Source organism: Bradyrhizobium septentrionale (assembly GCF_011516645.4).
GTDB lineage: Bacteria > Pseudomonadota > Alphaproteobacteria > Rhizobiales > Xanthobacteraceae > Bradyrhizobium > Bradyrhizobium septentrionale.
The window spans coordinates 1,774,861-1,799,028 of sequence record NZ_CP088285.1; the positions used below are offsets into that span (position 1 = coordinate 1,774,861).

20 protein-coding genes are annotated in these 24,168 nt (G+C 64.0%); 6 read left to right on the top strand and 14 right to left on the bottom strand.

The window, feature by feature from the left end; translation table 11 throughout:
* The first annotated feature begins 2 nt into the window (after nt 1–2).
* The 3 genes from HAP48_RS10345 to HAP48_RS10355 are packed head-to-tail and all read left to right on the top strand — an operon-like array spanning nt 3 to nt 3,120.
* Nucleotides 3–2,054, top strand: a complete 2,052-nt coding sequence (locus HAP48_RS10345; RefSeq protein WP_166213860.1) for an FUSC family protein — start codon at nt 3–5, stop codon at nt 2,052–2,054.
* Entirely contained in the window at nt 2,051–2,257 is a 207-nt protein-coding gene (locus HAP48_RS10350) for a DUF1656 domain-containing protein (RefSeq protein ID WP_029079762.1), read from the top strand. The genes HAP48_RS10345 and HAP48_RS10350 overlap by 4 nt, the downstream gene beginning before the upstream one ends.
* Complete coding sequence (locus tag HAP48_RS10355) at nt 2,254–3,120, top strand: efflux RND transporter periplasmic adaptor subunit (RefSeq protein WP_166213859.1); 867 nt, start codon at nt 2,254–2,256, stop codon at nt 3,118–3,120. Before HAP48_RS10350 ends, HAP48_RS10355 begins: the two co-directional genes overlap by 4 nt.
* A gap of 183 nt (nt 3,121–3,303) precedes the next feature.
* On the opposite strand, the gene HAP48_RS10360 is transcribed toward HAP48_RS10355, so the two are convergent.
* Together HAP48_RS10360 and HAP48_RS10365 are read right to left on the bottom strand one after the other, a co-directional pair.
* On the bottom strand, nt 3,304–4,170 hold the full coding sequence (locus HAP48_RS10360; protein ID WP_166213858.1) for a tetratricopeptide repeat protein: 867 nt from the start codon (nt 4,168–4,170) through the stop codon (nt 3,304–3,306).
* A gap of 37 nt (nt 4,171–4,207) precedes the next feature.
* A complete protein-coding gene (locus HAP48_RS10365) occupies nt 4,208–4,861 on the bottom strand; it encodes a FecR family protein (RefSeq protein ID WP_224497000.1) in 654 nt (217 codons plus the stop codon).
* A gap of 439 nt (nt 4,862–5,300) precedes the next feature.
* Here HAP48_RS10365 and HAP48_RS10370 point away from each other — a divergent pair, with 439 nt between their 5' ends.
* The gene (locus HAP48_RS10370) at nt 5,301–9,806 is read left to right on the top strand and encodes a DUF5801 repeats-in-toxin domain-containing protein (protein ID WP_166213857.1); all 4,506 of its coding nucleotides are present in this window, start codon (nt 5,301–5,303) and stop codon (nt 9,804–9,806) included.
* Between the two features lie 59 nt (nt 9,807–9,865).
* On the opposite strand, the gene HAP48_RS10375 is transcribed toward HAP48_RS10370, so the two are convergent.
* On the bottom strand, nt 9,866–11,629 hold the full coding sequence (locus tag HAP48_RS10375) for an alkaline phosphatase family protein (RefSeq protein ID WP_166213856.1): 1,764 nt from the start codon (nt 11,627–11,629) through the stop codon (nt 9,866–9,868).
* A gap of 306 nt (nt 11,630–11,935) precedes the next feature.
* Between HAP48_RS10375 and HAP48_RS10380 the strand changes: the two genes are divergently transcribed.
* The gene (locus tag HAP48_RS10380; protein WP_166213855.1) at nt 11,936–13,366 is read left to right on the top strand and encodes a cytochrome c peroxidase; all 1,431 of its coding nucleotides are present in this window, start codon (nt 11,936–11,938) and stop codon (nt 13,364–13,366) included.
* Nucleotides 13,367–13,389: 23 nt separating this feature from the next.
* On the opposite strand, the gene HAP48_RS10385 is transcribed toward HAP48_RS10380, so the two are convergent.
* The 4 genes from HAP48_RS10385 to HAP48_RS10400 all read right to left on the bottom strand — a co-directional run bounded on the left by HAP48_RS10385 (nt 13,390) and on the right by HAP48_RS10400 (nt 18,657).
* Nucleotides 13,390–14,070: a hypothetical protein gene (locus HAP48_RS10385; protein WP_224497001.1), complete on the bottom strand. Its 681-nt coding sequence runs from the start codon at nt 14,068–14,070 to the stop codon at nt 13,390–13,392.
* A gap of 120 nt (nt 14,071–14,190) precedes the next feature.
* On the bottom strand, nt 14,191–16,242 hold the full coding sequence (locus HAP48_RS10390; RefSeq protein WP_166216605.1) for an alkaline phosphatase family protein: 2,052 nt from the start codon (nt 16,240–16,242) through the stop codon (nt 14,191–14,193).
* A 241-nt stretch (nt 16,243–16,483) separates the two neighbouring features.
* On the bottom strand, nt 16,484–17,860 hold the full coding sequence (locus HAP48_RS10395; protein ID WP_166213854.1) for a cytochrome c peroxidase: 1,377 nt from the start codon (nt 17,858–17,860) through the stop codon (nt 16,484–16,486).
* On the bottom strand, nt 17,857–18,657 hold the full coding sequence (locus HAP48_RS10400; RefSeq protein WP_224497003.1) for an EfeM/EfeO family lipoprotein: 801 nt from the start codon (nt 18,655–18,657) through the stop codon (nt 17,857–17,859). The genes HAP48_RS10395 and HAP48_RS10400 overlap by 4 nt, the downstream gene beginning before the upstream one ends.
* 227 nt (nt 18,658–18,884) lie before the next feature.
* Between HAP48_RS10400 and HAP48_RS10405 the strand changes: the two genes are divergently transcribed.
* Nucleotides 18,885–19,376 (top strand): prepilin peptidase, encoded by a 492-nt coding sequence (locus HAP48_RS10405; protein WP_166213852.1) that lies wholly within the window; start codon nt 18,885–18,887, stop codon nt 19,374–19,376.
* Between the two features lie 19 nt (nt 19,377–19,395).
* On the opposite strand, the gene HAP48_RS10410 is transcribed toward HAP48_RS10405, so the two are convergent.
* Genes HAP48_RS10410 through HAP48_RS10440 form a run of 7 tightly spaced genes read right to left on the bottom strand, consistent with a single transcriptional unit; the run spans nt 19,396 to nt 24,161 of the window.
* The gene (locus tag HAP48_RS10410) at nt 19,396–20,040 is read right to left on the bottom strand and encodes a hypothetical protein (protein WP_224497004.1); all 645 of its coding nucleotides are present in this window, start codon (nt 20,038–20,040) and stop codon (nt 19,396–19,398) included.
* Complete coding sequence (gspM, locus tag HAP48_RS10415; protein ID WP_166213850.1) at nt 20,040–20,603, bottom strand: type II secretion system protein GspM; 564 nt, start codon at nt 20,601–20,603, stop codon at nt 20,040–20,042. Before gspM ends, HAP48_RS10410 begins: the two co-directional genes overlap by 1 nt.
* Nucleotides 20,600–21,667 carry a PilN domain-containing protein gene (locus HAP48_RS10420; RefSeq protein ID WP_166213849.1) on the bottom strand — a complete coding sequence of 356 codons (1,068 nt, stop codon included), beginning with the start codon at nt 21,665–21,667 and terminating at the stop codon, nt 20,600–20,602. The genes gspM and HAP48_RS10420 overlap by 4 nt, the downstream gene beginning before the upstream one ends.
* Nucleotides 21,668–21,672: 5 nt before the next feature.
* Complete coding sequence (locus HAP48_RS10425; protein ID WP_166213848.1) at nt 21,673–22,587, bottom strand: type II secretion system minor pseudopilin; 915 nt, start codon at nt 22,585–22,587, stop codon at nt 21,673–21,675.
* On the bottom strand, nt 22,587–23,315 hold the full coding sequence (locus HAP48_RS10430) for a PulJ/GspJ family protein (RefSeq protein ID WP_166213847.1): 729 nt from the start codon (nt 23,313–23,315) through the stop codon (nt 22,587–22,589). The genes HAP48_RS10425 and HAP48_RS10430 overlap by 1 nt, the downstream gene beginning before the upstream one ends.
* Entirely contained in the window at nt 23,312–23,722 is a 411-nt protein-coding gene (locus HAP48_RS10435) for a prepilin-type N-terminal cleavage/methylation domain-containing protein (RefSeq protein WP_166213846.1), read from the bottom strand. The genes HAP48_RS10430 and HAP48_RS10435 overlap by 4 nt, the downstream gene beginning before the upstream one ends.
* Entirely contained in the window at nt 23,697–24,161 is a 465-nt protein-coding gene (locus HAP48_RS10440; RefSeq protein ID WP_029079778.1) for a type II secretion system protein, read from the bottom strand. Before HAP48_RS10440 ends, HAP48_RS10435 begins: the two co-directional genes overlap by 26 nt.
* Between the last annotated feature and the right edge of the window lie 7 nt (nt 24,162–24,168).

The following is a 24,168-nucleotide window of genomic DNA, read 5'->3' on the forward strand; positions in this document are numbered from 1 at the left end:
TCATGCGCGCGGAAGAGCCGTTCCTGGTCCGCCATGCGGACCTGATCTTCGCTTTGAAGACGTTCGCCGCGTCGATGCTGGCGCTTGTCATCGCACTGGCGATCGATCTGCCGCGGCCCTATTGGGCGATGGCGACGGTCTATATCACGTCACAACCGCTCGCCGGCGCGACCAGCTCGAAGGCGTTCTTCCGCGTGATCGGCACCCTGGTCGGCGCGAGCATGACGGTCGCCTTGGTGCCGAACCTGGTCAACGCGCCGGAGCTGCTGTGCCTTGCGATCGCGCTCTGGGTCGGACTCTGCCTTTATCTGTCGCTGCTCGACGGCACGCCGCGCAGCTATATCTTCATGCTGGGCGGATATACCGTCGCACTGATCGGCTTTCCGTCGGTGGCCGACCCGGGCAGCATCTTCGACGTGGCGCTGGCGCGGGTCGAGGAGATCTCGCTCGGCATCGTCTGTGCGAGCCTGGTGTCGACCGTGGTGCTTCCCCGCAGCGTCGCGCCTGCGGTCGGCGGCCGCGTCAGGAACTGGCTGTCGGATGCGCGCCGTCTATCTCGCGACGTGCTGCTTGATCGCGGGACCAGCGAGACACGCCGGGCCCAGCGCCTCCGCCTTGCAACCGACATCGTCGAGATCGATACGCTCTCGACCCATCTCGCCTATGACCGGCTGGCCGACGCCGGCACCGTCCGTGGCCTCGGTGAGGTCCGGCTGCGCATGCTGATGCTGTTGCCGATCATCACGTCGATCGAAGACCGGCTTGCCGCACTCGGCGAGGCGGCGCTGCAAAGGCAGCCGGAGCTCCGGCACCTGATCGGCGATCTCGCCGCATGGATCGTGGACGAGGAACGCCAGCGGCAATCCGGCAAGGAAATCCGCGCTGCAATCGCTGAGCGGCAATCTGCGCTCGACGGCGTCGCGCCGCGGGAGCGCATCATCACGATCAGCCTGCTGCTCCGGCTGCGCGAGCTCATCGACATCTCAGCCGACTGCCGCGCGCTGGGCGATGCGATTACCGCAGCCCGGGATATCTCCACCGTCCCGCTATCGTTCCGCCCGGAATCGGGGGCCGCGCCGGTCCGCCATCGGGATCACGGCATGGCGCTGTGGTCGGCCGCGGGCGCGGCCGTGGCGATCCTGATCTGCTGCGGCCTGTGGATCGCAACCGGCTGGCCCGATGGCGCTTCGGCGCCGATGATGGCGGCGGTCGCCTGCTCCTTCTTCGCCGCGCAGGATGAGCCGGCGCGGAGCATCCGGGCCTTCGGCCTGTTTTCGCTGGTCGCGATCGTCGTGGTCGCGATCTATCAGTTCGCGCTGGTGCCGGGTATCACCCATGTCGAGGTCCTGATCGCCGCGCTGGCGCCGACCTTCCTCCTGTATGGTTTCCTGATCGCTCGGCCGAAAACCGCGCCGATCGGCTCGGCTCTCGCTGTCAACACCGCAACGCTGCTCGCGCTGCAATCGACCTACAGCGCGGATTTTGCCAGTTTTGCCAACTCGTCCGTCGCCTTCTTCCTCGGTATCGTGATTGCCGAGATCGTGACGCGGATCGCGCGCGGCGTCGGCGCCGAATGGATCGCCAGGCGGCTGACGACGTCGAGCTGGCAGACGCTGGCGGTCGCGGCCGAGCGGCCTGGCCACGGCGATCGCGCGCAGTTTGCCGGCCTGATGCTGCATCGGCTCGGATTGTTGGCCCAGCGCATCGCCTTCATCTCCGAAAGCGACCGCCGCGATGCCGACAGCCTGGTCCAGCTGCGCATCGGGCTCAACATCATCGATCTCAGGCGCGCCCGTTACGGCCTCGCCGCGATGACCGTGCGTGCCATCGACGACATGCTGGACGACCTCGCGGCGGCGTTTCGCGCCCATGCGGACGAGGCAATGCCGACCGAACTGCTGTCACGCATCGATGCGGCGCTGACCGCGGTCGTCACGGATCCCAATGAGCGCGCGCGGGACGATGCGTTACTTGGCCTCGTCGGCATCCGCCGCGGCCTGTTTCCGGATGCACCCGCGTATCGATCGCAGCCCGAGGAGAGTTTTGCTGCATGAGATATGAGCTCGACATCTACGGTGTCCTGGTCCCGGCGCTGCTGCTGTGGCTGATCGTGGCCTATGCGCTGAGCGTCATCGTGAGCCGGATCATGCAGCGCTTTGGGCTCTACCGGCTGGTGTGGCACCGCGCGCTGTTCAATTTCGCACTGTATGTCTGCCTGCTCGGCGTTGTCGTCTATCTCTCGGAGTTTCTGCCATGAAGGGGAATTTTGCCTGGCTTGGCCGGGTCGCGCTGACCGCGATCGCGCTCGTTGCCGCGTTCGCCGTCGCTCGCGCGCTGTGGGTCTACTACATGGAGTCGCCGTGGACGCGTGACGGCAAGGTCCGCGCCGACGTGGTTCAGGTCGCTCCCGACGTCTCCGGCTTCGTCACCGACGTGCTGGTCAAGGACAATCAACCGGTGCATCGCGGCGATATCCTGTTCCGGATCGATCGCGCACGCTTTGCGCTGGCGTTGCAGCAGGCTGATGCGGCGGTCGCCGGCCATCGCGCGACGCTGGATCAGGCCGACGCCGACCTCAAACGCTACAGCGCGCTGACCACCGATGCGGTGTCGCAGCAGAAGCAGGAGCAGGTGCTGGCCACGCAGCTCGAGGCCAAGGCCGCCTACGATCAGGCGGTAGCCGATCGCGCGGTCGCGCAGCTCAATCTGGATCGCAGCGAGGTGCACGCATCAGTGAACGGCACCATCACCAATATGGATCTGCGGCCCGGCGCCTATGTCAGCGCCGGCAAGGGCGTGATGGCGCTGGTCGACACCGATACGCTGCATGTCGAAGGCTATTTCGAGGAGACCAAGCTCGCGCGCATTCGCGTCGGCGACAAGGCGCAGGTCCGGTTGATGGGCGAGCCGGTCCGGCTCACCGGACTTGTCGAGAGCATTGCGGCCGGCATCGCGGACCGCGACCGCACGGAAGGCGCGAACCTGCTCGCAAACGTCAATCCGACCTTCAGCTGGGTTCGGCTCGCGCAACGCGTTCCCGTGCGCATCGCGCTCGATCACCTGCCGGATCGCATCGCGCTGGTCGCCGGCCGTTCGGCGACGGTCGAGATCATGGACTAGAGCGTTTTCGAGCGAAGTGGATACCGGTTCGCGTGAAGAAAACGCGTCAAAACAAGAAGCTAGAGCTTCGGTTCTGATTCAATCAGAACCGAAAATGCTCTAGCCCGGCCGGGCGGGCCGCACCGGCGTGGCGGCGTCAAGCGGGCCACCCGCACTTGCTGTGCCTCTGTCGGCCAAGTTCGCCTATTGCACGCCGTAGCGTGCAAAATCGTCGCCGATGCTGCCCTGGATCGCCTTGGCCGCCGAGATATCGCCATCGCCGCCGGCCTTGTCGCCCTGTTTCAGCTTCGCCAATCCGCGTCCATAGAGCGCGCTTGCGAGCTTCGGGTCGATCCGGAGAGCGGCGCTGTAATCGTCGATCGCCGCGCCGAACTGGCCCGTCTTCAGATAGATCAGGCCGCGCGAGTCGTAAGTCGCGGCATTGGCCGAACCTGATTGAAGGGCCTTGTTGCAATCCTCCAGCGCCGCCTGCAACGCGCCGAGAATGGCCCGGCTCCAGCAGCGTCCGTTCCATAGGCCTTCGAGATTCGGCTCGAGGCGAATGGCCTGATCATAATCCTGCGCTGCATGGGCATAGTCATTCGTCTTCAGGTAGGCTTCCGCGCGATTGGCGAAGGCCTGGCCGTAGTTCGGGTTGAGCTTGATCGCCTGATCGAAAGCCGCAGTCGCAAGCTCGTATTCGTGTTTCCTGAAATAGGCCACGCCGCGGTTGTTGAACGGCTTGGTGTAGGTCGGATTGAGCTCGATGGACCGATCGAAATCCTGGATGGCGCGGTCGTAATCTCCCTGGGCGGCATAGGCGTTGCCGCGGTTGTTGTAGGCGATCGCCAGACCAGTCGTCGTCATGTCCTGCGCCGCATCGATCAGCGCCGTGCATCCGCCAATGCGCGCGTCGAGCGGCGCACGTTCGCGGCCGCTGCACAATTCGACATTCCGCGGATAGCTCTCCTTTGGCTTCGGCTTCTGCGCGACCGCCGGCCAGGCGAAGAGCATCGCAACGGGAAGCGATATCAGGCTGACAATTGCGCCGGCGCTTGCACGAGGTTTCATGTCGGCCCTTGCTTGCTCGAAAAGGCCTGCACCTGCCCTAGCATCCTCGACAGATGTTTGGATTGAACTTGTGGAGGGGGTTTTGCTCAGGTTGCTGCGTCGTTCGTGTCCCGGTCTTTCGGACCTTGCTCTTGCCCTCTTCAACGAGCGTGGCGAACTTCACAGTGCCATCCTCAGATATTTCGATGCGTGGCGTGGTGCCTCGAATGCCCATCGTTGCCACGGGGGTGTCGATCTTCATGTCGCCGGTCTTCGCAATGTTGCCGGCAACAAAGGTGAACGTTCCGCTGGTCAGTTTGAGCAAGGTCGAGTTTGACTTGCCGTTTGGATCGTACACGAACTCGGTCATGGCCATTTTGGCGTTGCTCGACAGATTGAACGAGGTGCCGTCGGTGAAGTTGATCCCCACCCGTCCGTCGGCTCCGGTCTGCACCACATCGCCCAGATAGACGGGGTCGCCAACCTGTGTCTGAGGCAGTTTGTCAGACAGCCCAGCCTGAACGACGACTGCACTCGGATGCTCGATCGTGACCGAACCGGTGGCCGCCACGACTCTCCCGATGAATTTCGATTGAGAAGTCTGGACCGCGGGCTGGGTCGGCTCGGTTTGCGCCTGCACCTGGCCGGGCACAAGAGTTGCGAGCGCCAGGACGAAGCTTGCAAGCAATTGAACAATCAAATGAATGCGCACGATCCCCTCCTTTGAGAAGATTTTGTCGTGTCGTGGCTCGATGGTGAACGGAACCGCCGGGCCGAGACCGCAGGACCTTGAGTGCCAGATGAGTTGCCGAAAACAGGCATAAGTGCCTGACGCAGTTCGAATAAAAATTAATAAGTGGACAATTTACTCAGTAACTATACTATTAATTTTGCGGGGCTGCACGCGCGATAAAGGACAGCTGTTCTGCCATTTTCGCAGTGGCTCCCCGCTACTGGAATTCGATTTTCACTACCGAATTTAGTTTCAATCAGGACGTTTCGGCGGGCAAGCCTATGGCTGCTGGCGCGAGGTTTTTTCACCTCGCGGCGAGCCAAACCAAAAAACTGCGGCACCGCGTTCCGGCCTGAGCTGCTCAACAGGCGAAAAGCCAATGTCAGTTGCGTCCGGCGTCGAGTTCGGGGGCGTGTCCATGGCCGATTTGGGCCAGCCGCCCCGATTGATCGGCAACATTCAGACGGCGATCGGCTGCGGCACTATCAGGCGTGCAAGCGGCATCGCGGTTCGAGGCGCGATTGGCGATCCCGTTCGCGAAGGTGACGTCATCGAGGTCGCAGCCGGCGGGCGGATCGAGATACGCTTGATCGATGGCAGGGTGCTCGACCTGCCAGGTGGCACCTGCCTCGAGCTAAGTGCATGCGCGCAGGACCCCAGCGACATCGCGCGACCGGGCCTGCTCGCGAAGACCAGGGACATCTTCCGTTCCGTTGGCAGTTGGCTGGCAAGGTCGGGCACCCCGGCCGCGGACCCGCCGGTTGGCAACTTTCGAGCGGGCGGCTTCGGCACGCTGACGCTCACCGCGCTGACCTTCTCGCTCCTGAAGGAAGCCCGGGCCGCGGAGCCGAACGTCACGTTCCTGGACGACGACAGCATCAACTACAAGGACCTCCACCACGGCGTCTTCGAGCTCGTGACCAAGGAGGCGATCCCCCGGCATATCATCGTCGAGGATCCCGGAGAGACGATCATCCTGAGCAGAAAGGGGTCCTCCGTCGGCGTCAACCACGCCACGAATTCCCCTTCGCACATGGAGGAATTGCGGGACGCCCAGCAGGAGACGCTTGCCTATTTCGAGAAGGGACCGGGATCGAAAGGGTCCGGCACGTCGACCTTCGATGGGTCGCCGTTGCTGCAACCGATCAATTTTCAGCCTGGCGCGCAGCCGCTGACGCAAGATCCGCTCGCGCCCGTGCCGGTGGTCATCTTCGCCAACGTCGAGACCTTCAAGCCGCCGCCGGCGCCGCCGCGCCTGAACCTCGGAGCAGGACCGACCGAAATCGATACCGCGAAATTTGATGACTTCGGTACGGAGAGCGGAACCTTTTCCGCGAGCAGCAACAACGGTGCAGTGACATTCGGCATCGGCGGAGGAAGTGCCGGCAACGTGGTGCAGGGCCAGCTGACCTACGACGTGTCGAGCACCGGCGCGTTTGGCACGCTCTACCTCAACAGCGCGACCGGAAACTACACCTTCGTTCCGAACAATGCCGCGATCAACGCGCTGAAGGTCAACTCGACCCAAAGTTTCGTTATCACCGTATCGGACGGCACGCTCTCGACCAGCGAGAGCTTCGACATCCCCATTGTTGGCGTCGATGACGCCTCCATCATTTCCGGCGCCAAGGCCGGCGCGGTTGTGGGTGCAGTCGGCGTCAGCGGGGCGTCGCCCGGTCTGCTCATCGCGACCGGCACGCTCACCGACACCGATGTCGACGATCCCGCCAACACCTTCACCGCCATCAACGCGCCGACGACAAGCACGGGTGGCCATGGCTCATTCACGCTAACAACGGCCGGCGTGTGGACCTATACGCTCAACAACGCCGACGGCTCCGTGCAAGCGCTCCACGTCGGCCAAACCCTGACCGACAGCTTCACGGTGACCACGATAGGCGGCACCCCGCAGGAGGTGACGATCACCATCCACGGCCCGCTGATCGAGGCCAGACCGGCGCCGTCGCTAACGCTGAGCGAGACCCATCTGACAGCGACGGCGCTGGACGACAACATCGTCGGCTCGGTACCGGACGCCGCGTTGACGACCACCTCAGGCGAGTTCTCGGCGGCGTTCGTCACCGCACCGGGTCTGACCGTCAGCTACGCGCTGACGATCACCGGCGGCAACGGCGCGGCGTCGGGGCTGATCGACTCGCACACCGGCCTCTCCGACGTGCTGGTTCTGAACGGCAACACCATCGAAGGCCACGTCAGCACAGCAAGCGGGGCGCTCGCATTCACCATCACGGTTGATCCGGCCACGGGCCGCGTGACCTTCGTCGAGCACCGCGCGGTGGAACAATCGTCTGGCACCAGCCCTGACAGCGGCGAAGGGATCGCGCTGGGGACCGACATCGTAAACCTGATCGCGACGGTCACGGACAGCGACGGCCGGTACCAGGACATAAGCATCGATCTCGGCAAGCAGCTGACGATCACCGACGATGGCCCGCACATTGCGGCGGCGGGCACAGCCCCATCGCTGACGCTGAGCGAGACGCATCTGACGGCAACGGCGCTGGACGACCACATCGCCGGCTCGGCACCGGACGCGGCGCTGACGACGACTTCAGCTGATTTCTCGACGGCCTTCACTTCGGTGCAAGGCGCCGATGGCGCGACCATCCACTACGCGCTGACGATCACGGGCGGCAATGGCGCAGCGTCGGGGCTGATCGACTCGCATACCGGCCTCGCCGACCTGCTGGTTCTGAATGGCAACACCATCGAAGGCCGCGTCGGCGCGACCAACGGCACGCTGGCATTCACCATCACGCTCGATCCGGCTACGGGACGCGTGACCTTCACCGACTACCGGCCGGTGGAGCAGCCGATCGGCGGAAGCCCGGACGGCGGCGAAGCCGTGTCGCTGGCCGCCGGCATCGTTAACCTGGTTGCCACCATCACGGACAGAGACGGCGACTTCCAGAGCGCGAACCTCGACCTCGGCAGCAGGCTATCCATCAGCGACGATGGCCCCTGCATCCGGGCCAACGGCACCGCTCCGTCGCTGACGCTGAGCGAGACGCATCTGACGGCAACGGCGCTGGACGACCACATCGCCGGCTCGGCGCCGGACGCGGCGCTGACGACGACTGCAGCCGATTTCTCCACGGCGTTCACTTCGCTCCAGGGCGCCGATGGCGCGACAACCCACTATGCGCTGACGATCAACGGAGGCAACTGCACCCCATCCGGTCTGACCGACGTACATACCGGCCTCGCCGACGTGCTGGTTCTGCACGGCAACACCATCGAAGGTCATGTCGGCACCGCAGGCGGGGAGCTGGCATTCACCATCGCGCTTGATCCGGCCACGGGAGCAGTCACTTTCACCGAGTATCGCGCGGTGACGCATCCGTCCTGCACCAGCGCTGACGAAGCCGTGTCGCTGACCGCCGGCGTCGTGAGCCTGGTTGCCACCATCACGGACAAGGACGGTGACTTGCAGAGTGCGTGCATCGACCTCGGCAAGCAACTGACGATCACCGACGATCACCCGACCATTTGCGGCTTCCCGGAGACCTTCGTCGCCGCTCAGGACGATCAGACCGCAAGCGGCACTTACCATGTCGATTTCGGCGCGGATGGCGACGCCGCGATGCGCGTTGCCGTCCACGACGGTGCAGTCGGCAGCACAGGATACGATCTGGCCACGTCATGCCTGGGCGACGGCATCACTTCGGTGCACGTCACCGGACATGGCGATGACTACAGCTTCTACTATACGACCCATGAGGTGGGCGGCGGCGTGGAGCTCGACGCGTATCTTACGGATTGCGGCGGCACGCTGGCCGATCCGTACTTCAGGTTGCTGATCGATCCGGATGGAACCTTTTGTTTTGATCTCGAGCACGCCGGGCTGTCGAAGGACGTCACCGTTAGTGGCTCCGATTTCGACGCCCCGGCCTGGGGCACGCCGTCATTGACTGCTCCGGACGGACAATTGGTGATTACCGGGTCCGACTGCGCCGGCCATCCGCTCGATGTCAAGGCGTCGGACTGCGGTATCGCGGTCGGCGACAGCGGACTGCAAATGGACCCCACCGAGCAGTTGAACCTCGCGTTCTCCGGGAAGCAGTCGCAGGTCAGTTTCAATCTCACGCAATGGCAGGGTTACGGCACGGCCGGTGTGATCCTCAAGGTTCTTGACGGCAGCTCCGACGTTCACGACTTCTGCATCGATGTTCCCAAGCCGCTGTGCGGCAGCGCCAGCTTCGTGGTGCAGGAGACATCGGATGCTTCGCTGATCGACACCTACACTTTTGATGCCACGACGACGACGTACACGCTGTACGTTGACAGGGCGTTCAATCAAGTCCAGGTCGACTACGATCGAGCGGAGGCCGGGCACCCCACCTTTGCGGTCAACAACATCAGCTACACTGAAAAGACGAGCATCAACGCGGATCTCCTGTTCGATGTAACTGCGGTCGACGGAGACGGCGACTCGGCGCCGACCAATCTTCAGGTCGATATTCAGTGCCACACGGCGGGCATGGATGCCTTCACATTCGCGGCCAGCCCGGACAGTGCTGCACCACCGGTCGGCGGCAGCACCAGCGCTCCAGCGCCCGACGTTAGCCCGACGTCAACGAGCGGCCACGTAGACGCGGCCTTGTCTCAGGCCATGTTGCCCTTTGTAGACAGCGGAACATCCGGAACGACCGGGCAGTCCTTTCATTTCGCGGCGGAGCTTCCGAGCCTTGAACAGCAGGGAGCCTCGTCCCCTCCAGACTTCGATCAAACCGCCACGTGGTTCGGTCAGCACCAGGATTCCGCCGGATTTCGCCTGGCACAAGGGGCTGCAGATGCAGCGCCGGCAATCGGGCCAGCTATCCCGGAGCACCAGCCGGATTACTTCTCAAACCATATGCCGGACGCCGTCGTGACCCATACGCCTCACGATCTGATCGTTTAACTACTCCCCACACTCCGGCCCGCGTCAGACGTTGACGCGGGCCAGGTTCGCTTCTCTTGTCAGTGGTCGCCGGCCTTCAGCGCCGCCGAAAGGCTGCGCACCGGGCGCGTCACCAGCGGGTCGAGATCAAAGCGCTTCTCGAGCATCCTGAGGATCGACGTGGTGTCGAAATCCTCATGCGCGACGCCCGACTTGTTGAAGCGCTTGGCGATCAGCAGCGCCGGAATGCGGGTGCCCGGGCCCCACTGGTCCGCAGCCCTGGCTTCGGCACCATGACGGTTGTGCGGCGGCGGCGGCACGTGATCCCACTGCCCGCCGAACTCGTCATAGGTGATGACGATCAGCGTGTCCTTGCCATCCGGCCCTTCGGTGATCGCCTTGACGAGATCGACGAGATGCTGGCTGCCTTCGGACTCGCTGGTGTAGCCCGGATGCTCGTTCTCCTCGCCGATCGGCTTGATGAAGCTGACCTGCTTCAGCCGGCCGCTCTTGGCCGCCTGGATGAACTCCGCCTCGTCCTTCAGATGATCCCTGCGGGCCTGCGTTCCCGGTGCGTAGTTGGCGAAATAGTTGAGCGCCTGATGGTGGAACTGGAAGTCCACGTCGGCGCAATTCGGGAACACCGCCGTCGTGAGATGGTTCGGATCGGTGCAGGTCGTGCCGTTGCCGTTGGTCCAGCCGGAAGCGCCGACGTCGCCATTAGCGTTCGACCAGCCGCCCGAATACCATGCCCAGTCAACATGCTTTGCCGACAGCCGATCGCCGATGTTCGGCGTGTGCAGCGGCGGCAGGCGCTTGATGTCGGGGGTGCCCGGGGAATAAGGCTGGTAGGTCGGCTGCGTGGTGTTGACCGCGTAGTCGCCGCAGGCGAGGCCCGCCGGCAGCCCGGCCTGGCTGCACTTGGCCGTCAGCTGAGCATCCTTCACGGTGGAGAGCGGCGTATAGAGCGGCGTGCTGGTGGGCATGCCGTTGGCATCGACGATCGAGTGGAAGTCGTTGGCGCTGCCGTCGCTCAAGGCACCGACGAACTGCGGCGCCGCGGCGGCAACAAAGAACTGGTGGTTGAGGAACGAACCGCCAAAAGCACCCTGGAAGAAGCTGTCGGCGATGACGTAGTTCGGGGCGCCATGGCCGTGCAGATAGCTGTAGATCGGCAGTTTCTTGGTGTCGTAGTAGCCCATCGTCAGGCCCGACGCGTCGCTGCCGGTCACGTAGCGGTTCTGCCGGCCGCCGTTGAGCTGGTACTGCTCGTTGTAGAAGCGATGCACGATGTCCTCGGTGCAGCCGCCTGGCGCGCCGGTGCCGTTGAGGAAGCCGTGCGCCGCGAACGCGCCGACCGGCTTCGGACAGGTGGTGGCCGAGGTCGGAATGAAGTCGTTGATCTCGAACGGCTTGTTCTTGAAGGCGCTCAGGATCGCGACCGTGCCCGTGTTGTCGGTGCAGCTCGTCGGCTGCGGCGACGGCGAAGTCAGGTTGACGTCGTTCTGCAGCAGGCAGGCATAGACGGTCTGATTGTCCTGCCGGACTTGCAAGGTGTGCGCCGCATCGGCGTCGGCGGTGCCATTGATCCGGTCACGGCCGACATCGCCCCAGTGTCCGTAGAGGTTATCGAAGCTGTGGTTCTCCTGATAGATGACCACGATGTGCTTGTACTGATGCACACCCTCATGACCGCGATCGCGCAGATCACGCAGCTCGTCCCTAACCTCGTGCTTGAATTCATCGATGATCTTTTCGACCAGATTCTCGGCGTTTGCCACCGGTGCGGTGGCAACGGTGCCAGCAACAATTGCGAGCGCCGGAATGGCTCCCCAAAGCCGCATAGTGCTCTCCTGATTTAGAAAGAAATAGAAATGGAGCTACACGTTAAGCAAAACACATTTCGCTGGGATGACTGTTTTTCGACGCGCGCGCGAAGGCATGACGTGTCGTTCGCGCCCCGACAGAGTATCGCCCGGTAAGAAGCGTAACCATCGGTTTCGGCTTCGTTGCCGTCATCAAACCGCAATCAACCTTCGTCTATCCAATCAGACGGTCATTGGTCCCGCCGACAGAAAACTGTCACCTCCGTGACATCTTCCGATCGGGCGGCGGCACGAAGCGATTTGTGACAGGGGCGAATTCTCGCGATGGCTTGGGAAATTGTTGCGCGCGATTCCGGAGCAGGTCGGACCGCAGCCGCCGGTCGCGGCGTGAAGCACACGCCGATCGCGCTGCTGGCGCTCGTCGCTGCCTTCCTTCCGTTGCGCGCGACGGCGTTCCCGCTCGGCGGCGACCAGACCGTGCTGCCGGCCGGCACCGAATTTTCCGAGGAGGCGCTGGCGAGGCCGCGCGAGCTGTTTCATTCCGAAGCGATGGGCGGCCGAAAGTCCTATCTGGTCAATCTCGGCGATCTTGCGTTCAATTCGCCTTCCATCCTGGGCGGCAAGGCCCGGCAGGCCGAGATGAGCTGCGGCACCTGCCACGTCAATGGCGCATCGAACCCGAAGTTGTTCGTCCCCGGAGCCTCTTCGCGTCCCGGCACCTTCGACACGACAAGCCTTCTCTTCAATGCCAAGACGTTCAACAGCATCCTCGATCCGGTCAGGATACCGAGCCTGCGCGGCGCCCGCTTCCTCGCGCCCTACGGACATGACGGGCGCATCGGCTCGCTGCGCGACTTCGTCTATAATGTCATCGTCAATGAATTTTCGGGTCCAAAGCCGCGCGACGAGGTTCTCGACGGCCTAGTCGCCTATATCAACGATATCGATTTCCTCCCGAATCCAAAGCTCGGGCCCGGCGGCAGGCTTGCCGCACAGGCCAGTGTTGCGGAGCGCCGCGGCGAGCACCTGTTCTTCAAGCCGTTCCCGAAGCAGGCCGAGCTGAGCTGCGCCGGCTGTCATGTTCCGGGGGGAACCTTCAACGACCAGCTGCGTCACGACGTCGGATCCGGCGGACTGGTCAAGACCCCCACTTTGCTGAACGCCAACTTCAACGCGCCGTATTTCCACGATGGCCGCTACGACAGCTACGAGCAGGTGGTGGAGCATTTCGACCGCGTGTTCGACCTCGACCTGTCGACCCAGGACACGCAGGACCTCGTCGCCTATCTGACTGCGGTCGGTGACGGCGACCGTCCCTTCGAAAAGGACGGCGTCGTGCTCCGGATGAAGGAAGTGCTTGAACTGTCGAGCGTCCTCGAGGTCGCGATCCCGGCCGCCGATACCGCGGTGGTGTCGCTGGCCGTGACCGGCGTCGGCGCCGAGCTGCGCGAATTGACCGAGCGGATTCCCGACATCAGGAACAGCTCGATCGGCGGCAAGGACGAGCGGCTGGCGGCGCGTGCGATCCTGAAGGACCTCGTCCTCACCCTGCGCCGCATCGATCTCGACGTCGGAGCGGGCCGTATCGACGATGCGATGGCGGAATATCGCCAATTCGCCCAGCTGGTGAATTTCGACGTTCCCGTCGCCCTGAAAAAGGTCGAGCCCTGGTCGCTGTTCAACAGCAACGTGCATCAGTCGCACTACACCGCGCTCGGCCGGATCCTGCCGGTGACGAGCCGGCAATCGCAGTAGGCACGGGCCGACACCGGCTCGCTTCACTCCGAAGCCGGCGGCGCAACCCATACGTCGCTCTGCTGAATCCTGCGGATCAGCGCCTGCGGGTCGAATTTGCGCAGGTTCGCCGGGATTTCGAAGGCTTGCGCCGGCTGGGGCTCGTCGCGGATGTGATCGACGGCGATCACGGTCCCATCCGCGGTCTTGATCTGCACCGGGAACCTCCGCGCGCGGTCGATCCACCCGACGAAACCGGGACCGGACGACGCCGTGACCCGATAGACATCGGTGGCGCGCCCCGCGACCATCTCCTCTCCGTCGCGTTGGCAATGCCATGTCGCGACATCGATCGGCGCGGCCAGTTGTGCGATCGCCTGCCATTGCCGGCACGGTTGGTCCGGATCGACCGGAACGAACATTTGGGTGAGCTGGCTTGATTGTCTTGCGTCCATGAAGACGCGGGCGCCCGGACGGACGAAATAGGCTGCGGGCCTGGCCGTATCGATCAGGAAGAAGCCATCGGGCAACGCGGTTGTCTCGATCCGTGCTTTTCCGTCCGAGACCCGTAAGGTTCCCATAGCGGTTACCGTATCATCCTTCCTCGCGACGAGGTCGGCGGAAAACTGCTGCGCCTGGGCCGGCATCGTCGCATTGGCCAGGATGGCAACAGCAAGCAGGCAGGCCGCAGGGCTTCCCGAACAAATCTTCTCGTTACGCTTCATCGCATATTCCCGATCGATCATCTGGTGGGCAGGCAAAACATGACGACGCCGACCGAACCATGGGTTCGATCGGCGCCGGCCTCGGATGGATTCAAGACCTCGCGCTGGGCGAGAGCTTGATCACTCGGTGTAGGACAACGTGACCGGCTTGCTGAAGTCGAACGCGTCGAACAGGTCAGACAGTGCCGGGCTGTTGGTCGGGACATACTCGTTGTTCTTCGAGTAGCTCGGGTTCGGCAGATTGTCGCGGCTGCGGTTCGTGAGCGGCTGGAGGGCCCAGTTGCGTTCGATGAACTTCAGCAGCGAAACGTGGTCGGCGTAGTTGTGGTTGACCTTGCCGCCCGTCGAATAGGGCGAAAGGATCAGGGTCGGGATGCGCGGTCCGTCGCCGAAGAAGTCGATGGACTGCTGGTAGCCGGAGTCCCAGTAGCCGCCGGCCTCGTCCCAGGTGATGAAGACGGCGGTTTCAGCCTTCAGCTCGGGGTTGTTGTCCAGCGCGTTGAGCACGTTCAGGACATAGGCCTCGAACAGGTCGACCTTCGAGCTCTGCGGATGACCATCGAGCAGACCGTCCGGCTTGCCGAACGACACCGCGGGCAGCGCGCCGTTCTGGATCGCCGTGATCAGATCGGCAGTGTCCTTCATGTGAGCTTGACGCACGGCCGGATTGGCCATGATCGAGGTCGCATACTGGAACGGATTGCAGATCTGGCAGTAGGCAACGCCGAGCGCGTGTGCCGGATCGGCAACCGCGGCGGCGCTGAGGTTCGGGTTCGACGGATTGGCGGCAACCGCGGCGTTCGAAAGCGCCACGGCGTCGTTAAACGCACCACCATAGAACGCCCAGGAGATGTTCTTCTCCATGAGCGCGTCGCCGATCGTGCGGACCGACGACGGCGGGACGTTGTTGCCGCCCGCCAGCGCGCCGTTCGGCAGATAGCCCGGATTGACGTTGTTGAGCATGTAGTAGTGGTTGGGCTTGCAGTTCGGCTCGGCCGCGTACGGCAGGTTGTTGAGATAGGTGACGATCGGCTTCACACCGGGCTGGAACACGTCAGAGCAGTTGCTCCAATTGCCATCGACGGTGTAGCGGTTGACCGAACCCGCGGCCGGGTTGGGGTTGGCGATCAGGTTGGCCGGCGGCGTCACCGGGTTGCCCTTGCCGTCGCTCCAGAAGGCCGCGTCGCCGGTGCCGAGCATGAAGTGGTTCGCACCGGTGCCGCCGTGGAACGACTGGTGGAAGTTGTCGCTCAGCGTGAAGCGGTCGGCGAGCATCTTCAGGACCGGGGCCTGACCCTGCTGGGCGTTGTAGAAGCCCATCGAGTTGGCCATGCTCTTGTTCGACGCCGAATAGGTCGCCATCACGAACGGGAACAGGTCGTTCAGGCAGCCCGAATTGTTCTTCTTGGTGGCGCTGGCGGCGCTGCAGTCTTCCTGCTGCCAGTCCTGATAGAAGCGATGCGTCGAGTCACCAGTGTAGTCGTCGTCAGAGAGCTGCTCGCCCTGCAGCTGGAACGGTCCGTTCAGACCGCCGGCGCCGGGAACGCGGGTATCAAGCACGCCGGTCGGCAGGCCGCTGAAGCCGGTGGTGAGGATGTCGAGATCGGCCGGGTCCATATCCTTCTCGACGCTGGCTTCGGCGATCGTCTTGAACGGGGGCGAGGTGTCGCTCTGCGCGGTCGGCGTGCCGTTGGTGTTCGGCTGCGGCATCAGGTTGGTCGCGTTGTAGGGCGACTTCGAGATGGTCGGCGCGCCGATATAGAAGGAGGTCTGGCCCGCGACCGAGTACTGCTGCGCCTGCGCAAAGTTCGGACCCGGCGTTCCGTCCTCGTTGACGATGCCCTTCGACAACAGGTTGGAGATCGTCTGCCCCTTGCCCTTCGGCTTGTAGATACCAAAGGTGTGATCGAGGCCGCGGTTCTCGCCGATCAGGATGATGACGTGCTTGATCGGCGAGGCGGTCTTCACCTTGTCGCCGTGATCCTTGTCGCCATGATCGTGGTCATTCTTGGCGCGATCGGCATCGTGGTGCGCCTTGTTGTTGTGATGCGGGCGCTTGTCCCAATCACTGTGACCGCCCGGATAGTGAGCGGCATATGCGGCTGTCGCAACGAGCACCGTGGACGCGATGCAGAGCGCGGTGCTGGTTCGCCAGTGCTTTTTGTAATTCAAACTCATTGTCGACCTCAGGTGTTTGCGGTTAGCAACGCACCCTGCTTAGTGCGGCAATATGACGCATGGTTTTCGCTTACATGAATGCGCGCAAGAAATTTCGAAACGTTCAAATATTTTCGCGGAGACATCATCAGCAGCGCGCGCATCTCCGTGATTCAAATATTCAACCATTGATAGAAACGAGATCAGGCGATCCGCGCAACGATGCGGGACGCAAAAGCACTCCAATACAGCCTGATCAATGCGAAATGTGCTTGGAGCGCATCACCTGGCGAAGCGCCGCATAATGTTGATCATGCACGTCCTGATTGAACAGCGACCACGGCTCGGCACTGGCCAGCAACGCAGGAACTGCAGCCGCCATCAGGTTGCGATAGTTCCTGAACTCAGTCGTGGCATCAGCGCTGCGCCCCGCCGCAACAGCCATTTCGATTCGCCGCAGCGTGAGCACGAGCTCTTTGAGACCGTTGCGCGCAAGCACGCGCTGCTGCTCGCCGCCTGATACGCTGGTGTTCTTGCGATCCGGGTATTGCTCGGTCAATTCGCGCAGCTCACGGCCGATCGTATCGACCGCAAGTGCGACGATGTCCTTGTCGCCGGCTGGAATCGCGGTCGCAAGCACCGTCGAGAAATCGTTGATCTCCTTCAGCGTGGCGCCGGCACCGTCGCGCTCGTAGGGCTGCACGCCATCGCCCACCGCCGTGAGATAGGCGACGAGGTCGCCCTTGTCCTGCGCCGAGAGGCTGAGCTGGAAGGTTTGGTCGAAATAATCGACGACCTGGCTGAAATTGTCGAACCGGCCGTCGTGAAAATACGGCGCGTTGAAGTCGGCGTTACGCAGGGTCGGCGTCTTGAACAGGCCGCCTGAACCGATGTCGTGCTGCTGATGATCGACAAAGCCCGACGATGGAACATGGCAGCCGGCGCAGCTCAGCGCGGGATCGTGCGGGAACGGCCGCGAGAACAACGCTTCGCCGCGGCGTTCCGGCTCGGTGATCTTGCCGGCCAGCCGTCCCGCGGGACCGAGGCTCGGGTTGGGCAGGAAGTCGATGTCGTGAATATAGGCCACGATCGCATCGAGCGTCGCCGGCGACGGCTCCGGTCCGGCGAACTCGCTGGTGATGACGTTGTGGACGAAATCGCGCAGCGAGGCGAACCGGCCATCGGCGCCATAGGGCGCCAGATAGCGGGCGCCACGCAGGCTCGGAATCCGCACGGGATCGAACGCCAGATTGTTGGCCTTCGGATTGAACAGAGGACCGGTGGTGTCGAACGTGCCGGGCCGGCTCGACATCTTCGGCATGAAGAATTTGGCGTTGTTGGCACCATTGACGTGGCAGGTGCCGCAGCTCACGCTGGCCTGCCGCGCCACCTCGCCAAGCAATCCGGGCGAATTGAAAGCGAGATCGCCGAGATTCACCAGATAGGACTTGCTGCCAGTGCGCTCGGACTGGAACACCTCGCGCGGCTTGTCGAGCGCATCCTCGTTCAGCTCGGTCGCAACCGGCAACACGGTCTTGTCGCCATCGACGGGAAACGCCACAGCGCGCCCGAGCAGTGCAAGGGCGATGACGCCGGAGAGCAGCGCAGCCAGACGCAGCTGAAGCGATGTCATCGCGCCTGGGCCTCCAAAGTCGGCCGCTGCAGGCCGAGCTTCGCCGACGCGCTCTGCAACGCGATGACCAGCTCCTCACTGGTCTGGCGTAGATCGGCAATGTTGACGTGCGGCAGGTCGGGCGTCGCGACGATCGCCTCGAGCTGCTCGATCCGGTTGTTCACCGTCTCGTCGAGCTTGCCGTCGACCGTGTTGAGCGCGGCAGAGAAAATCGTGTGGTAAGCGAAGTCGATGCCGGCGATGTTGTTGCGCATGTCGTCGCGCGAGGTGCCGCTGATGCGCGATTCGCCGCCATCCGCCTTGCTCTCTCCGACCTCGTAAGCAAGCCGCACCGTGCCGTCCAAGAGGCCCTGCGGCGTCAGCTTGATGTCCTTGAGCTTGCCATGAAGGTCGTTCAGATGCTCGACAAGACCCGCCGCGTCAGTGGCGACGTCGGTGCTGCCTGCCCCGAACAGCTTCGCCTCGATGGCGTGGAACCCGCTGTCCGCGTTCGGCCAGGCGTCGATCTGCGCATCGAGCTCGGGAACGAAGCCTGCGGTGAACACTTCCGAGCGCTCCCAGCCGGCGCGCGCCGACAGCCAGGCCTTCTTCGCACCGGGCAAATCCGCTGCCGCGGCGCGCTCGCGCAATGCACGCGCGCCTGTCAGCGCACTGGCGACGCCCTCGATCAAATACGGCCGATAGCGCTCGGCACCTTCCTCCAGAGCGCCGGCATTCGCGGCGCGCGCGCCCGCGAACGCTGCCAGCAAAGCAAGGCACGCCGCCACTCGCATCTTGTGCATAGTCAACCCACTCATCTGCCACGAAGGGCTCGCAGCACGTAGTGGTGCGGACTATTGTCGGTATCCTATGCGGATTTGTGACAGCGCAGACATTTTGTCGCATCTTTTCTGCTTCGCTGCCGTCGATGACGATCACAATTTCGCAAACCCGTCGCGCGGCGACGGATCAATTGAAAATGGACTGTTCAACGCGCGCGAGTTGTTGCAACACAATCAGCACGCGTCACACCTGTCCCGCCATCATGCATATCGATCGCGAAGTTCTTTATTTTATCGGGTCTTACGGCGCGCTTTGCGTGCTCTGCTGCGCGGTCGCGCTGATCGATCTTCGCCACGGCATCATTCCGAATTGGCTGAACCTTGCGATCGCGGCGCTCGGTCTCGCAAACGTCGTCGTCACTGAAGGCGCGACAGCCGCCTTCACCGCAATGGCGAGCGCGGTCCTTGTCGGCGCAGTGTTTTGGCTGTTGCAGCGGCTTTACTTCGCCTTGCGGCATGTCGACGGATTGGGACTTGGCGACGTCAAGTTTCTTGCCGCCGCCACGATCTGGGTCGGCACGACAGGAATCCCGACCTTGCTGCTGATCGCGGCACTCGCGGCACTTGCAGTTGCCGGCGGCCTGCAACTCGCCGGACATGAGATGAAGCGCCAGACGTCGATCCCGTTCGGTCCCTTTCTTGCGCTCGGCCTTCTCCTGACGTCGGCGCTTCAGAGCTGGCTCGCGCTGATCTAGCTTCCGCTGGACGCTGCAATCACATCTGGCGCCGCGCGGCCAAAGGCTTCCGCTCCGTGCTGACCGGAACCAGCCGGACGTCGCCGCTCTCTTCACCACCGGGCTGGGGCAATGTGAGCACGGCCTCCTGCTCGTCCTTCTCCATCCTGACTTCACGCCCGCTGATGGCTCGCAGCTTCCATCCCTGGAAATCGTCACCGATCTTCAGTCGCAGCGCGGTCTTGTTCGATTGATCGAGAAAGATCCCGAAGCTTTCATCATCTCCCGCGATCGTGCCGACCAGCGACAGCGGCGGCGGCTCGATCACCGCCTTGCGCGGCGGCGGCGGCAATGGCTTGCTGACTTCCGGCTCCGCAACGACCGCGGGCGGCGGCCGCCGCGACGGCGAGAACACCGGCCGGTCGCGCGTGTTGGACAGCGTCTTGAGCGGGATGCCCCACAGCGGATTTGCGCTGAGTGGCCGCGGCGTCGGCGCCGGCGAAGGGGCCACCCGGACCGACGTTACAGGTTCGGACGGCGGCGGCGAACTCAGCACCGGTCCGCCCAGGCGGGTATCATCGAGCAGCCCGGCGTCGAGCGTATCGCCGGACCGGTCGGGCACGGCGGCCGCTGCGGCATGAACCGACACAATCAACAGCAGGATGATCGCTGCGAAGCGTTGCATCACTTGGCTCCCCGCCATTGTCCGGACACGCCGAGCAGCACGCGCATCTTGCCGGGATCAGCGCCCTTGGCGGCCTCGTCGGCGACGGGCTGCACGACCAATTGGTCGATGAACAGGAACGGCATGCTGGCTTCGAGATCGTAGAGCACTTGTTGCAATTGCGCCTGCTCGATCTCGCAGCTCGCGACCATGCTGAGGAAGCCGGCCTTCGCCGGCGCGTTGGGAACGTCGAGCTGCGTCGACAGCACGTTGCCGCCGGCCTTGATCACGGCACCCGACACGCGTTGCAGCAAGGTGGCGCCGGCAACCGTGACGGTCGCACCCTCGAGATAGGCGGAACCGGTCGGCATCGCGGGCTGACCAGGCGCGGTATTCGCCCTGGATCGTCCCTCGAGCTGCTCCAGCATTCCGGCCGAGGCCGCAACATCGCTGCGCAGGCCAGCGATATCAGACAGCGACGAAATGACGACAAAGAGCAAAAGCACGAAAAGGCCGAGATAGCTCGCGGTCGCAACCAGTGGCGAGGTGCTGACGGCGGCCAGCGATCGGGATGCTGCGTTCATGTGCCGGACCCAAAATTCGCGGTGATGTTGGCCTCGACGTGGAACCGCTCCGCCGTCTCGTTCGCTGCACGCGTCGTCGGCGCGAAGAACGTGGCGCGGGTGAATTGCGGCGACTGCTCCAGCAGCCGGATCAGGGATGGCGCATCCTGGGTCATTCCCACCACCTGCACCTTGTTGCCCTCGATCCGCAGCTCGGTCACATAGGTGGTATCGGGCAGTACGCGCGAGATCGCTTCCAGGACCATGACGCTCGACGGCGTCGTCTGCTTACGCTTGGCCAACAGGCCGAGACCGGACGAATCGCCATTGGCATCGAGGCGCAGCGCGGCACGGCGCTGCGAGATCCGGTGCTGGAGATCGTCCTGCTCCGATTGCAGCCAGCCGCCGAGATAGATGTTCAGCAGCAGCGAGACCGCGGCTGCGGCGGCCGTCGAGACCAGGCCGATGCGCAACAGGCGCGGAACCACAGGTCCGGCAAGACCCCGCAGCGGCCGATCGAGCAGCGTTACCTGCTGCAGCGTGCCGTCGCCGCCAACCGCCGGCGCCGAGACCGCGATGGAGGCGCCGCCCAGCGTCCTGGCCAACCGGATCAACGGATCGACCTTGGCCGCCGCGGTCGCACTGAACGCGACTTCAATACGGTCATTGCCGACCGGCTGCGGCGCGCCCCAGCCGAACACCGCGTCAGCGGCGCTCCATGGTGTCAGCCGGTCGACCTGCGCGCGGATCATGCCGTCGAGGAAATCGCCAGCCTGGCTCGGGAAATCGAGCACGCGGCTGACGATTTGATCCGATCGCAAGCGCACCTCGATCCGGCTGCCGTCGAACGCCGTCTTCCAATCCGTTGACAGTGGAGGCTGTGGCGCATCGTGATCGAGCCGAAACGAAACCGGCACCGAGGGTGAACCATCCTTCGACACCGCGAGACGGGCAGTGAACGTGCCGTCGGCATTTTCGTCGAGCGCGAGGCCACGCCGGCGCACGAACCTATCAGCGACGCCGTCAACGGTGACCGCGACCGCGCCGATCCACCGCTCAAACCATTGTCGTGCTTCGGCCAACATTGCGCTCAACCTCTCCCGCGAAGCAGAACCGGATTTCGCGGTTCGACATCGTTCTGCCAGGACAACACACGATAGGGCTCGACCTTGTCGCCGAGTGCGATCACCGCCTCGGACGTGGTGCGATGGCCGTTGCGGAAACGGATCGAGATCGCGATCCGGTAGCATGGGCTCTGCGCCGTCGATGCCGCACTTTGCGGGTCCGGCGCCTGCGCTCCGGCCGCGATGCCGTTTGGCGAGGCCGAACGCGCCCCGAAGCCGTCCTGATCGTTGCCCGACGCCTTGCCCAGCGCCTTGACGACTTCCGGCGCCGCGATCTTCAGATCGACATCCGGGCTGCCGTTGAACACCGTCACAAACGGCAGCGCGCGGTCGACCAGGGCTTCGGGGATACCGGCGATCAGCGCCAGCTCGTTGACATGGACGAACAGACCCTGTCGCGGCGAGTAGCCGAGCGCATTGTAGCGCGCGGCCTCGACATTCTCGCTGCCCGGCGCGGGCCGGGTTCGCCAGCCGACGATCCGGTCGGCGTATTCGCCGGCTGCGTCCTTGCCGGCGCCGAGCACGACGAACAGGCCAATCAGCACCTCCTTCGACGCGTAGTTCAGATCGAGGCGCCCTGCCTCCGACGTGAAGGTCACGCCGACGCTGGCATCGTCCAGCCCGAAATGAAACGCCCCTTGCTGCGGCCGCGTCTTCTCGTCGGTCAGCGTCAATTGATAGGCGGCGAGCTCAACTCCGGCCGACATCAGCGCCTCGGTCTGCAACGACAGGTCGCTGGCAGCCAGCGCCCGCGCCGAGGCGGCGAGATAGGCCGAGAAGATGATCGCCAGCGACGACAGCGCGAGCAGGATCCAGAGCACCGCAACGATGACGAAGCCGCGATCGGCCGGCGTTTGGCCGCACTTGCCGGTCGCGCCCATCACGTCTTCCCCTGATCGGTAGACGTCTTGCCCTGATCGGCGTTGCCGTCGGAATTGCGCTTGTCGCCGCAATTGCCGTCCGGCTTGGTGCAGTCGCTCGGAATCTGGACATGGACCGGCGCGATGGTCGACACCGACAGGATGCGCTGGCTCGCCGCGTCACGCACCGTCAGGCGGATCATCGCCGGCAGTCTGTCGGCATCCCGCCACACGCTTTTCCATGCCCGGTCCGCCCCGGCATAGGCGAAGGACAGCCGATAGGGCGCGCGCAGCAGCACGACCGGGCTGCCGAGATGCACCTGTTCCGACAGCGACACTCCGTCGGCCAGCGGCGTAAACCGCGCCTGCGAACGCACCGTGACGAATTCGCCGCGATCCCTGATCTCGCCAAGCCGCACAATGTCGAGCCCCGGCCCCGCATTCGGTCCCACCGATGTCCGCACGAACGTCACCGACAATTCCGATCCATCGAACAGCGGCTTGTGGGCGTCGCGATTGGCGGCAACGAACTCCGCCGCGGCGAGGTCGGCCCCGATCCGTTCCAGCGCGATCCCGATCAGCTCGCTGCGCTGGATCCGGTCGAGCCCCCGGTTCCAGCTCGGCAGCCATTGCGCCGTGATGCTGGCGAGCGCCGACAGCAACAGCCCCATCAGCGCCAGCGCGACGATAGTCTCGATCAGCGTGAAGCCGCGCTCATGCGCGCGCTGGTCTGTGCGCGCCGGGGTCATTGCGAGGACCTCGGCATCAGGCGCACGGTGCGGACGTCGGACAACGCGCCGCCCGGAGATTTGACACGAATTCTCACCAGCTCCGGGGCCCAGGGCACGTTGCCCTCGGGAACCGTCCAGTCACCACCGAGCGGACTGACGTCGACGGTCCAGCGGTAGCCCTCTGCCTGCCCGGTCGATGAGCCCGGCTGCAATTCGGCGCGGGGCGGAATGCCGACCGTCATCAAGGTGCGCGCTGCCTGCATCAGCGCCACGTGCTGCTCCATGGCGCGAACGCCACGCGTCTTGACGCCCATGACGGCACCGATCGCGACGATCGAGACGGCCACCAGCGCCAGCGCCACCAGCACCTCGATGATCGTGAACCCCGCATCAGTGCGGTCAGTTGGCGGCGACGTCGCGAGCAACGATTTCAACCCTTCCGGTGAGCCAGTTGACGCGCACTTCATATCCCGCATCGAGCCGCGTCAGCGCGATGGAGCCGCCGCAGGAACCGCCATTGGCGAAGAAACGAATGGTCGATAGCGCGGCCTGCCGCTGACAGCGCTGCGGCAGCACGGCATCGAACCGCACATCATCGGGAATCCGCACCGCCATGCGCGATGCGCCCGAGTGGATCACCCGGCTCGCCGCATCAACCAAGGTCGCCACGCTGGTGCTGCGCTCGATGGCGGCATTGCGATCGGCCTTCAAGAGCGTCGCGGTCTGCAGCGCATAGGCCTGCAACCGCGAACGCGAGGTCTGGTGCGGAATGAACGGAAGCAGCACGGCCGCGAGCAGCGCGATGATGGCGAGCACGCACACCATCTCGAGCAAAGTGAAACCGCGCTGCGTCGCGTCATTCATGCTCGCC

What these genes read in the sequence shown, in the direction of transcription:
- HAP48_RS10345 (WP_166213860.1), top strand. Translation starts at nt 3, where the DNA reads ATGCGCGCGGAAGAGCCGTTCCTGGTCCGCCATGCGGACCTGATCTTC.
- HAP48_RS10350 (WP_029079762.1), top strand. Translation starts at nt 2,051, where the DNA reads ATGAGATATGAGCTCGACATCTACGGTGTCCTGGTCCCGGCGCTGCTG.
- HAP48_RS10355 (WP_166213859.1), top strand. Translation starts at nt 2,254, where the DNA reads ATGAAGGGGAATTTTGCCTGGCTTGGCCGGGTCGCGCTGACCGCGATC.
- HAP48_RS10360 (WP_166213858.1), bottom strand. Translation starts at nt 4,170, where the DNA reads ATGAAACCTCGTGCAAGCGCCGGCGCAATTGTCAGCCTGATATCGCTT.
- HAP48_RS10370 (WP_166213857.1), top strand. Translation starts at nt 5,301, where the DNA reads ATGGCCGATTTGGGCCAGCCGCCCCGATTGATCGGCAACATTCAGACG.
- HAP48_RS10375 (WP_166213856.1), bottom strand. Translation starts at nt 11,629, where the DNA reads ATGCGGCTTTGGGGAGCCATTCCGGCGCTCGCAATTGTTGCTGGCACC.
- HAP48_RS10380 (WP_166213855.1), top strand. Translation starts at nt 11,936, where the DNA reads ATGGCTTGGGAAATTGTTGCGCGCGATTCCGGAGCAGGTCGGACCGCA.
- HAP48_RS10385 (WP_224497001.1), bottom strand. Translation starts at nt 14,070, where the DNA reads ATGAAGCGTAACGAGAAGATTTGTTCGGGAAGCCCTGCGGCCTGCCTG.
- HAP48_RS10395 (WP_166213854.1), bottom strand. Translation starts at nt 17,860, where the DNA reads ATGACATCGCTTCAGCTGCGTCTGGCTGCGCTGCTCTCCGGCGTCATC.
- HAP48_RS10400 (WP_224497003.1), bottom strand. Translation starts at nt 18,657, where the DNA reads ATGAGTGGGTTGACTATGCACAAGATGCGAGTGGCGGCGTGCCTTGCT.
- HAP48_RS10405 (WP_166213852.1), top strand. Translation starts at nt 18,885, where the DNA reads ATGCATATCGATCGCGAAGTTCTTTATTTTATCGGGTCTTACGGCGCG.
- HAP48_RS10410 (WP_224497004.1), bottom strand. Translation starts at nt 20,040, where the DNA reads ATGCAACGCTTCGCAGCGATCATCCTGCTGTTGATTGTGTCGGTTCAT.
- gspM (WP_166213850.1), bottom strand. Translation starts at nt 20,603, where the DNA reads ATGAACGCAGCATCCCGATCGCTGGCCGCCGTCAGCACCTCGCCACTG.
- HAP48_RS10420 (WP_166213849.1), bottom strand. Translation starts at nt 21,667, where the DNA reads ATGTTGGCCGAAGCACGACAATGGTTTGAGCGGTGGATCGGCGCGGTC.
- HAP48_RS10425 (WP_166213848.1), bottom strand. Translation starts at nt 22,587, where the DNA reads ATGGGCGCGACCGGCAAGTGCGGCCAAACGCCGGCCGATCGCGGCTTC.
- HAP48_RS10430 (WP_166213847.1), bottom strand. Translation starts at nt 23,315, where the DNA reads ATGACCCCGGCGCGCACAGACCAGCGCGCGCATGAGCGCGGCTTCACG.
- HAP48_RS10440 (WP_029079778.1), bottom strand. Translation starts at nt 24,161, where the DNA reads ATGAATGACGCGACGCAGCGCGGTTTCACTTTGCTCGAGATGGTGTGC.